Genomic DNA, 8,841 nt, shown 5'->3' with positions numbered 1-8,841 from the left:
ACGGTCACACGGCTTCGGGCAGCTCCGCCTCGAAGTGCGCCTGTGCGCGATCCAGGGCCCCGTCCGGATCACAGCCGTGGGCCCGGAGCCAGTGGAGGAGGTCGGCGATCACGTCGATGGCGGCCTCCTCCGCGTGCGCCACAGTCAGCGGCCCCTGACGAGCGACCTTGTCACGCACGGACAGCCCGAGGAGCCCGAGCAGCGCCTCGGCCCTTGCCACCTGAGGCCCGTCCACATGGTCGACCGACGACCGCAGGCCGGTGGTCAGCTCGCACCAGGTGACCTTCGAATCGGCCCGGAGAACAACACCCCAGCGATCGGCGATAGCGTCCACGAGGACCAGTCCACGCCCGTGTTCGTCCCCGTCCGCACTCGTGACGAGTACGGGGACGCTCCTCGGATCCGGGTCGCTCACCTCGATACGCAGCCGACTGCCGCTCATCGACACGGTGAGGCGGGCGCGCGTGCCGCACCCCACGTGTTTGATCACATTCGCCGCCAACTCCGAAGCGCAGAGCTGGGCTTCCGGGACGATGCCGGCCAGGCCCCAGTGGTCCAGCCGAGACCTGACCGCGTTTCTCAGTCCTGCCAACTCCGCGGGATCCGCCAGGAAGGGCATCTCGTAGGCCTTGCGCACCACACCGAAGCGACAACCATCCACGTCCATCACCGCTCTCGAGCAACCGGGGTCACCTTCAGTGACCTTTCGTAAGAGAAGAGTGTCAGTGAAACTCTCATTTTGGAACTCTCATTAGACGTTCCCGGGAGCACTCGCTCGTGCCGCACGCCCCCGGCGCGCGCCGGCTTGCCCGTACAACAATCAGCCGTGCACGCTCTGAGCGTCGACGTGAGGAACCACAGCCATGACAGTCGGACCCACCACGCGAAGGCGCCAACTCGGCGCGGACCTCCGCCGCCTGCGTGAGCGCAAGGGCCTCACCCTGGAGGAGGCGGGGTCCCTGGTCGGCATCTCCAAAGCGACCTTGAGCCGCTACGAGAGGAAGGAGGGCACGGTCAAGTGGCCGGCCGTGGACGCGCTGTGCCGCGAGTACGGCACCACGGACGAGGAGCGCTCCTCACTCGTCGAGCTGGCCAAGGGGGCCCGGATCCAGGGCTGGTGGCGTTCGCTCGCGGACCCCGTCCCCGAGTCCATGAACCTCATGCTGACCCTGGAGGACGAGGTGGTCAGCGAGGACCACTACGCCTGCATGTACGTCCCCGGGCTGCTCCAGACACGCGCCTACGCCGAGGCCGTGCACCGGGCATCCGAAATACGGTGCACGGACAAGGAAATCCAGCACATGGTGGACATCCGCATGAAGCGACAGGAGTTGCTCGAACGATCCGAGCCACCCCACATCTGGGCGGTGGTCGACGAAGCGGTGATCCGCCGCGCCGTGGGTGGTCGCGACACCATGCGCGCACAGCTGTGCCACCTTCTCGAACAGGCCCGACGCCCCCACGTCACCGTGCAGATCCTGCCCTTCGAGGCGGGTGCACACGCGGCGGCCGTGGGCAGCTTCGTCGTACTCGGCGGACCGGCGCCCGAACTCGATGTCGTTTACGTGGACATCATCGGTGGCGGACTCTTCATGGAGAAGCCCGCAGAACTGGCACGTTATAAGTTGGCGTTCGAGTACCTGCGTGCGCAGGCCCTGGGCATCGAACGGTCTGCCGCGCTCCTGAATCGAGCGAGCGAGGAGCTGTGATGGTCCATGACGTCGGCCATTGGTTCAAGTCGTCGTACAGCGGGGGCAGCGGAACGGAATGCGTGGAGGTCGCCGACCTGTCCGCGACCGTGGGAGTGCGCGACTCCACGAGGCCGGAGGGCCCACACATATCCGTCGGCCGCGCCGCCTGGGCCGGGTTCGTGGGCGGCGTGGGGGAGCAAAGTCGTTAGTCCGGCGGGAAGCCGTTCCTGTCCCGACACTTTTAAGGAATCGACTGTCGGGCGCGGGTGATGACGCGTTGCGCGTCGGCACCGTACAGGGCGGACTCACGCAGGGATTCCCAGACCCGCCGGTACAGGGCGACCGTATCGGCGCCGTCCAGCCAGAGTTCCGCGTGCCAGTCCTCTGTGATCACCAGTTGCTCACCGACGATCCAGAACGCGTTGGCGGGAGGAAGGCGCAGAGCGGCGTCCAACGGCACGATCCCCAGCCGGACGGTATCCATACCGATAAGGCCCAGCAGGCGGTCCATCTGCCCCTTCAAGACCTCCGGCGGGCACACCTGAGCCCGTAGCGCGCCTTCCCACATCAGGAGGTTCAGACGCCGTCCGGGCTGGTACAGCCATCGCTGGCGGTCCATGCGAGCCCGAACCGCGTCCTCGGTGTCGCGGGGTGAGTTCTGGAGCGTCGCGTAGAGTTCGAACACATGTCGCGCGTAGTCCGGGGTCTGTAGCAGACCGTTGACGGCGAAGGAATCCCACACGTGCAGTACGCGGGCAGCCGCCGTCACCTCGTTCCACGTCTCCTGTACCGGGCGGTGTCCCGACGACAGCTGTCGCCGCCAGGACCGGATGTGCGACTCGAAGCCCTTCAGCCGTCCAAGCAGCTCGTCGTACGCCTTCGAATGTCCAGTGGCGTCGGCCCATGCCCGGAGGTCTTGCGCAGTAGGCGTTTGGCGTCCGTTCTCCAGCTTGCTCACCTTGCTCTGTGCCCAGCCGAGGGAGGCACTCAGCGCGGTACCGGTGAGAGGGCCGTGAGGGCACTCCGTACGGAGAGTCCGGAGCCGTCGGCCCAAATCCTCACGAGCCTTTTGAAAGTCGGTGCTCACCGGTACGCGTCTGTTCCTTCTGCTCTTACTCGCTGTCGCTCAGCTTCGCCGCGAACTCTTCGTAGGGAACCGCGTGGTGCCATGCCGCATCACGGATGACGGAGTATCGGACGACCTCAGCCGGCTCAGTGATCAACTCGACGTCCACGAGGTGGTCATCGTCGTCGAAGCGTAGTTTCGCGGCAAGCCGACTGTCGAACAACCAGACGTCCTCGGCCGGAAGTTGGAGACGATCGGCATCCACTCGCCATACGTTCCGGATGTCTTCCCCCAGACGACTGTTCCGCTTCGCGTTGTTCAGGAGGTAGAGCTGACCCGTGGTCGGCGGCTGATCAACAATCCGGACCCGTTCGACACGCTTGCCCTGCTCGGTCTGGGAACGGATCAGCTCGCAGTACGGATCCTCCACGGACCAGTCGACATCGCCGGTCTCGACGAACTGGCGGTAGGTGTTCGTGGCTTCGTCACTGGCGAAGCGTCGACGGGTCTCCAACCGCCAGGCCGAGTGACTGAACGTACGGAACAGACTTTCGAACTCGCCCAGGTCGATGACCCGAGCCCGCCGGGTCGTGTCCCTCGGCGTCCAGTCGACCAACAGTTCGCGCGGCACGACCACCGCCACCTCGCCCTCGGACAAGTGCTGCAACTGTGCGATGTCGCCGCTGTCAGTCAACGGTGGTCCGTGAACGATGACTTCGCCGCTCTCCACGTCCTCATGAACAGATGGGCATCCCGTACCACCGCTACCTGTGCCGTTGAACCGTAAACGCCGTGCCATCATGCACCGCCTTTCGCTTCGTGGAGTGTTCCTTCCGCTGGTCCAAGGCTGTCCGCCGCCCCATGTGAATGTCGAGGGATGACTGCTTCATTCACGAGAATATTCGCGAATATCGGCTGTGACCGTCGAACCGGTCGGCCGACCATAGGCGGCATGACCGAGCCCACCAGGTACAGCACCACTCCCGTACAGCTCTCACCGCACACGGAGGCCGACCCAGCGCCCGTGGACGGCTGTGCGGGATGCACCGAACTCTCGGCGGTCAGAGACCGTGCCAGAGCAGGCGGCGACATGACCACGGTGTCCGACTGCAATGTGCTGCTGAGGCGGCACCCTCAGGGCCACTGAAGCGGAGCACTGCCAGGTGCGGGAGCACGACGGTGCGGAGACCGAATCTCCGCGACATCAGCACCGAAAGGGGACTCTCCCATGAACGGAAACCTCTACGCACTGCCGATCCCGCCGGCCGACGCCTTCGCCGCCTACTGCGGCGGCAACGCCGGCGGCTCCAACGAGACCTGCGTGAGCCTCGCCGCCATCCCCGGTGCGGAGGCCTCTTTCGTCATCCGCGACAGCAAGCCCGAGGGCGCGGGCAAGGAGCTGCGCTTCACCGAGGCCGAGCTCGACGACTTCGCCACCGGGTGGGTCAGGACGAGGGGCCTGACGCTCTAACCTGGCTCCCTTCCTGAGCGCGAAGCACCACGTAGTGGGCCGGCCCGGACAGGTTCCGGGTCGGCCCGTCTCCCCTAGCGAAGGGCGCAGATGACCTGGTCAGGGCACTGGCACGGATACGGTCCGTGGACCGGCAGCAGGGACGCGTACGGCCAGGAGGCCCTACGCCGTCCGGGTGCAGAACTGAACTCCGAACACACCCGCGCTTTCGTCGCCGCGACGCTGCCGCCCCTCATGACCGGCCATTGGCTCATGCGGCAGAACCAGACGGCTACGGACCGCACCTGGACCCGTGTGGTGGCCGCCGTCACGTGGCTGAAGAGCACGTACGAGGCGAATCCCCCTGCCGAGAGGGACGACGGCGGCCGCGCCTACGTCACCCTCGAACACAAGATCGCGCACGCGATGGACTCCCTCCCCCGAGGGGTCGACGTCTGCTGGGTGCACTACACCAAGTCCCAGAGCCTGATCTCCTTCTCGGTGGTGTGCTGCCTCAACCACCACCACCCCGGTCTCCCGTGCCCCCTCCCGCCCGCCTGACCTCCGTGCCCCTTCGGTGACGTGAAACGAGGAAGCCATCCGTGTCACTCAACCTCTTACTGCCCGAACCGGGCGTGACAGCGCTCCTGACCTCCTGGCCGGACGAGCCGTGCGTGTACGAACGCGAAGCCGGCGAGCTCGACCGTGTGATCAACGCGGAGACCATCGACCGCTACCTGGACACCGGGTGCGTGCCCGCCGACGAGATCGCCGTCGTGAGGGACGGTACGGCGCTGCACCCCGACCGCCACCGCACGGCGGGCCGGACCGACCCGGCGAAGCTGCGGAGCCTCTACGAGGACGGCCACACGATCCGGCTCGGCAACCTCCAGCGGGTCGTCCCCTTCCTGGCGGACATCTCCCGCGGCATTCAGCAGGAGACCGGCTACAGCAACTACCTGCACGCCTTCGTGACCCCACCCGGCCGTCAGGGCCTGCTCCACCACTGGGACCAGCAGATGGCCGTCATCGTGCAGATCGCGGGCACCAAGCGGTGGCAGCTCTGGCGCCCGATGTTTCCCTCCCCGATGCGGGAGTACCAGGAATCCTTCCGCGTCTGGGACCCGGGCTTCATCCCGCAGTGGGAGGCCGCGGGCCCCGATCTGGAGGTCGATCTCCGGCCGGGCCAGTCCCTGGTCCTGCCGAGAGGGTGGGTGCACATCCCTCATACGCTCGACACGAAGGCCCGCAGCATCCACCTGACGTTCGCGATCCGGGAACGCACGCCGGTCTGGATCGCGGAGAAGCTCGTAGGCGGTGTGATCGAGAAGGACGCCTTCCGGCGCGTCATCCTTCCCGGCGAGATCACGGGGCAGCAGCTGCCCCAACGTGTGCGGGACGTCCGTCAGGCGCTGGTCGAGCACCTGGCCGGTCTCGATGTGGACGACTTCGCTCGGTTCCTGGTCCGAGCCGCCGCATCGGAGAAGGAATACACCACGTGATCCGCTGAGCGAGGAGCCGACCGAACCGGGCGGCGTGACCGACAGCACGAGCTGCCTCACGCCGCTCCGGTGTCACTGCGGCGTACTCAGAACCGGTCGACCTTCTCGCCGTCCGGGACCTGATAGCAGCCGGACACCACCATCAGGTTCAGGCTTGGCGTCTTACCCTTCGCGAAGTGGGTGATCTTGACGCTGTGCTTCTTCTTATCGTTGTCGGCCGTGAGCTGGATGCTCTTGTTCTTGCTTGTATTGGGTCCGTACTCGACGATTTTCCAGCCGTGCTTGGGAAGTTCTTCCTTGAGCCGCTCCATCACACCCTTTAGCTTTTCGGGAGATTCCGGAGTGAAGCTCCAGGGGTGAAAGATCTGAAAATACTTGTCCGGGTCCTTGTTGCTGCATTCCGAAACACCCGGACCGGTGTTCGAGGCCTTGCCTTTGATGCCGATCAAATCGTAGATCTCGCTTGAGACCTTTTCCGCCTGGCCGGCGGCGGAAAGCGACATGCTGGTGCCCGCAGAGGGGGGGCCATCAGAGTCTTTGGTGTCAGTCATGCTGCATCCCGTGAGAGAAGTGAGGGCGAGGGATACGAAGAGCGCCTGTGCGCCCAGCCTGGTCTTCACGTTGAGAGGCCTCGCTGGTCGGACCGGACTGTAGGCCGGTCGAGTCGGTTGGGCAGAGGTGGGACAGTCGGTCGGCCACTGCCTCATGAAAGTCGGGAATCGCTATCGTCCCCTCGCGTAGGCCGGGGGCACCGGCTTCAACTCGGCTTCATCGCCGCGCCCTGCCACAACGAGCCCTTGATTCCGCAAGCTTTCCGTACCCTGCTTCCAGTAGTCGCTGTGGCCTTCGGTATCCGTAGCCATCTGATTGGCGCCGAAGAGCGGGTCGCTAGGGATGATCCAAGCACCGTCCCAGTCGGTTCCACCGTGACCGAAGCGGCCGATGTCCGGCACCACGTCCCCGTCGGCCTCCTGGTTCCAAACGTGCCCCTCGGAAACGTCCAGCTGCTCAGCCTTGCTCACCTGGACCCCGGGGCTCCCGGCAAGGATCACGTCGTCCGCGTTCAGGTCGCCCTGCCGAGCTGCAGCTCCAATCAGGGTGGTGCCGTACGAGTGGCCGACCGCCGTGCGATGCGGGTCCGAATCGGCGGTACGCGAGGCGTCGAGGCCGTCGAGGAAGCGGTTGTAGGCAGGTGCACCGTCGTCGGCGTAGTGGCTGAACGCTGCGTCCTTCACGATGCTCTGCGGCGCGTCGTAGCCGAGCCAGGTGATGGTGGAAACCGAGTCATTGCCAGACGCACCGTCTGCTACGCGCCACAGTTCCACCATCCGGTTGATGTCCCCGCCGACACTGCCCAGATTCGAGGTCGTTCCGGGCACATAGACCGCCTGGTGATCAGCAGTATCCGGGTTTCCGTTCGCGACGATTGCTCTCCCGTTTCCATCACTGCTGAATCCGAGTAGGTAAGCCTCCGGAAGGCCCTTGGTGCCAGTCGAGTCGAACCGTTCCTGAATGCTCTTCATGCCGTCCTGAGACTTGGTGAGCTGCGCGAACCGCTCGCCGTACTTCTCGTTCCACTGGGTCCAACTGGCATTCTGAATGACCGCCGGGTACGAGCTACGGTTATTCGGTGAGTACCTCGTGGGCTCGGCGGGAATCTTGGCGAGCTCCAGCTCCACATGTGCCCTGGACTGTGCCAGCACCGTGCGGTTGGCCTCGTCACGGGTCTCGGCGGGCAGCCCGTCCAGCGCCCCGACCGCGGCGGCGTTCAGGGAGAGGTGGGCCGACTGCTCCTCCGCGCTGAGCCCCTTCCACCAGGCCGCGTTGTCCTTCGGGGTGCCGTCCTTCGGGGGCTCCGGCAGGGCGTCGAGGTAGGCCTTGCCAGCCTCGCGGACGCCGCCCGTGTCCGACTGCGCGTCCGCCCAGTCCCGGTGGGAGACCGTGAGGTCGTCGTCGGCTTTCAGCGCTCGCAGTTTCGGCGCCCACTTCGTGTCCGCTTCCGTGGCCTCTTCCAGGGCGTCGGCGATGCGGTTCGCGTAGGCCATCGCCCTGCCGTAGTACGGGTTCGGGTGGATGTTCACCGCCTGGCGCTCCAGCGCGTCGGACGTCGGGCTGCCCCCGCGCTCCCGGTCACCGTGCCGCCGTCCGCCGTCTTCTCGTCACCGGGCTTCCTGCCCGCCGGATACGAGACGGAGCCGTTCGCGTTGACCGTGCAGCCGTCGGCTCGGGCGTCCTCCATGGCGGCTTCCAGCTTGCGCTTGGCCACCGCGATGTCGAAGGCGAAGCCGTTCAGCGCGGTGCTCACCAGGCCGCACTCGGTCTGCGTGTAATGGAAGTTCTTCGAGAGGCTCTTGAGTTCCTCGACTGCTGCCTTCGCCGCGTCGCCCTCCAGCTGGTTGCGGAGTTCCACACTGATCCGGTTGTCGATCGCGTCCTTGGCCTCGGAGGCCATGTCACCGGTTGTCCGATAGCCGGCCGCGGCCTCTTCGTACTCCGACGGCTTGAAGGCCTTGAGTGTCGCAAGGTCCATGACCGGGCTCACTTCTCCTTCGCCTGGCCGCCAACGGGCTCGGTGTCCTCGTATTTCACCTTGAGCTTCTCCAGCTCCGCCTGGGCCTCCTCGTCGGACTTCGACAGATCGTGGCCCGCTCCCCGAAGAAGTCCGCCCAACGCTTCACAGCGGCCGCTCACATCGCTCACGTACTTCTTCCAGGAGTCGTAGAGCTCCTTCTGTGCCGCCGCGCTCTGCGACCCGGGGGTGTCCCCCAGCCCCGTCTGCCCGTCGGACAGTTTGGCCAGCGCCTTGCCGACGCCGTCCTTGAGGCCGGTGACTCCTTCACCGGCCTTCACCCACGTCTTCCTGTTCGACTTCAGATCACCCGAAGTCGCGCCGCCCGTGGTTCCGCCCTCCGCCGGGGCCTGGTTCAGCTGCATCTGCGCCGACCCAGTCACCGCGACATCAGCTTTGATCTGCTCCCATTCGTCCCACGCCACCGTAGAAGTTCTCCCCGTCGTCCCCGATATCCCCGTTTCCCGTGGCCCCGTCCCCGGGTGCCTCGGGTTGAGCCGACATGATCTCCGGCTGCCGTGGGCCAAATCAAATGCGGCCCTGACCTCCTGTTCCTCTGATCC

The 8,841-nt window shown here is 65.8% G+C and carries 11 protein-coding genes and 1 pseudogene; 6 read left to right on the top strand and 6 right to left on the bottom strand.

The window, feature by feature from the left end; all coding sequences use genetic code 11:
* Nucleotides 1–4: 4 nt before the first annotated feature.
* Nucleotides 5–667: an ATP-binding protein gene (locus AC3CH1_RS23540; protein ID WP_488464741.1), complete on the bottom strand. Its 663-nt coding sequence runs from the start codon at nucleotides 665–667 to the stop codon at nucleotides 5–7.
* Nucleotides 668–863: 196 nt separating this feature from the next.
* On the opposite strand from AC3CH1_RS23540, the gene AC3CH1_RS23535 reads away from it, so the two are divergent.
* Both AC3CH1_RS23535 and AC3CH1_RS23530 read left to right on the top strand, forming a co-directional pair.
* The gene (locus tag AC3CH1_RS23535) at nucleotides 864–1,709 is read left to right on the top strand and encodes a helix-turn-helix domain-containing protein (protein WP_488464740.1); all 846 of its coding nucleotides are present in this window, start codon (nucleotides 864–866) and stop codon (nucleotides 1,707–1,709) included.
* Nucleotides 1,709–1,900, top strand: coding sequence for a DUF397 domain-containing protein (locus AC3CH1_RS23530; RefSeq protein WP_488464739.1), 192 nt, complete (start codon nucleotides 1,709–1,711; stop codon nucleotides 1,898–1,900). The genes AC3CH1_RS23535 and AC3CH1_RS23530 overlap by 1 nt, the downstream gene beginning before the upstream one ends.
* 32 nt (nucleotides 1,901–1,932) lie before the next feature.
* On the opposite strand, the gene AC3CH1_RS23525 is transcribed toward AC3CH1_RS23530, so the two are convergent.
* Both AC3CH1_RS23525 and AC3CH1_RS23520 read right to left on the bottom strand, forming a co-directional pair.
* Nucleotides 1,933–2,778 (bottom strand): helix-turn-helix domain-containing protein, encoded by an 846-nt coding sequence (locus AC3CH1_RS23525; protein WP_488464738.1) that lies wholly within the window; start codon nucleotides 2,776–2,778, stop codon nucleotides 1,933–1,935.
* Nucleotides 2,779–2,803: 25 nt separating this feature from the next.
* Nucleotides 2,804–3,556 (bottom strand): DUF6879 family protein, encoded by a 753-nt coding sequence (locus tag AC3CH1_RS23520; RefSeq protein WP_488466715.1) that lies wholly within the window; start codon nucleotides 3,554–3,556, stop codon nucleotides 2,804–2,806.
* 153 nt (nucleotides 3,557–3,709) lie between these two features.
* Between AC3CH1_RS23520 and AC3CH1_RS23515 the strand changes: the two genes are divergently transcribed.
* The 4 genes from AC3CH1_RS23515 to AC3CH1_RS23500 all read left to right on the top strand — a co-directional run bounded on the left by AC3CH1_RS23515 (nucleotide 3,710) and on the right by AC3CH1_RS23500 (nucleotide 5,709).
* Complete coding sequence (locus AC3CH1_RS23515; protein ID WP_361875892.1) at nucleotides 3,710–3,904, top strand: hypothetical protein; 195 nt, start codon at nucleotides 3,710–3,712, stop codon at nucleotides 3,902–3,904.
* Between the two features lie 81 nt (nucleotides 3,905–3,985).
* A complete protein-coding gene (locus AC3CH1_RS23510; protein WP_274345045.1) occupies nucleotides 3,986–4,228 on the top strand; it encodes a DUF397 domain-containing protein in 243 nt (80 codons plus the stop codon).
* A gap of 90 nt (nucleotides 4,229–4,318) precedes the next feature.
* Entirely contained in the window at nucleotides 4,319–4,768 is a 450-nt protein-coding gene (locus tag AC3CH1_RS23505) for a hypothetical protein (RefSeq protein WP_488464737.1), read from the top strand.
* Nucleotides 4,769–4,809: 41 nt separating this feature from the next.
* Nucleotides 4,810–5,709, top strand: coding sequence for a JmjC domain-containing protein (locus AC3CH1_RS23500; RefSeq protein WP_488464736.1), 900 nt, complete (start codon nucleotides 4,810–4,812; stop codon nucleotides 5,707–5,709).
* Nucleotides 5,710–5,795: 86 nt separating this feature from the next.
* Here AC3CH1_RS23500 and AC3CH1_RS23495 read toward each other — a convergent pair whose 3' ends face one another.
* From AC3CH1_RS23495 to AC3CH1_RS23485, 3 genes and pseudogenes are all read right to left on the bottom strand, one after another.
* Nucleotides 5,796–6,260, bottom strand: coding sequence for a hypothetical protein (locus AC3CH1_RS23495; protein WP_488464735.1), 465 nt, complete (start codon nucleotides 6,258–6,260; stop codon nucleotides 5,796–5,798).
* A gap of 171 nt (nucleotides 6,261–6,431) precedes the next feature.
* Nucleotides 6,432–8,239, bottom strand: a pseudogene (locus AC3CH1_RS23490) (alpha/beta hydrolase).
* A gap of 8 nt (nucleotides 8,240–8,247) precedes the next feature.
* Nucleotides 8,248–8,703 (bottom strand): hypothetical protein, encoded by a 456-nt coding sequence (locus AC3CH1_RS23485; RefSeq protein ID WP_488464734.1) that lies wholly within the window; start codon nucleotides 8,701–8,703, stop codon nucleotides 8,248–8,250.
* Nucleotides 8,704–8,841 lie beyond the last annotated feature (138 nt).

It is taken from the genome of Streptomyces sp. MGP-P1, from assembly GCF_057766565.1.
The sequence above is the reverse complement of the archived record's forward strand: the minus strand, read 5'-3'. Positions and strand labels throughout refer to the sequence as shown.

Coding starts and splice junctions, on each gene's coding strand:
- AC3CH1_RS23520 (WP_488466715.1), bottom strand. CDS start 3,556: ATGGCACGGCGTTTACGGTTCAACGGCACAGGTAGCGGTGGTACGGGA.
- AC3CH1_RS23510 (WP_274345045.1), top strand. CDS start 3,986: ATGAACGGAAACCTCTACGCACTGCCGATCCCGCCGGCCGACGCCTTC.
- AC3CH1_RS23530 (WP_488464739.1), top strand. CDS start 1,709: ATGGTCCATGACGTCGGCCATTGGTTCAAGTCGTCGTACAGCGGGGGC.
- AC3CH1_RS23495 (WP_488464735.1), bottom strand. CDS start 6,260: ATGACTGACACCAAAGACTCTGATGGCCCCCCCTCTGCGGGCACCAGC.
- AC3CH1_RS23535 (WP_488464740.1), top strand. CDS start 864: ATGACAGTCGGACCCACCACGCGAAGGCGCCAACTCGGCGCGGACCTC.
- AC3CH1_RS23540 (WP_488464741.1), bottom strand. CDS start 667: ATGGACGTGGATGGTTGTCGCTTCGGTGTGGTGCGCAAGGCCTACGAG.
- AC3CH1_RS23505 (WP_488464737.1), top strand. CDS start 4,319: ATGACCTGGTCAGGGCACTGGCACGGATACGGTCCGTGGACCGGCAGC.
- AC3CH1_RS23515 (WP_361875892.1), top strand. CDS start 3,710: ATGACCGAGCCCACCAGGTACAGCACCACTCCCGTACAGCTCTCACCG.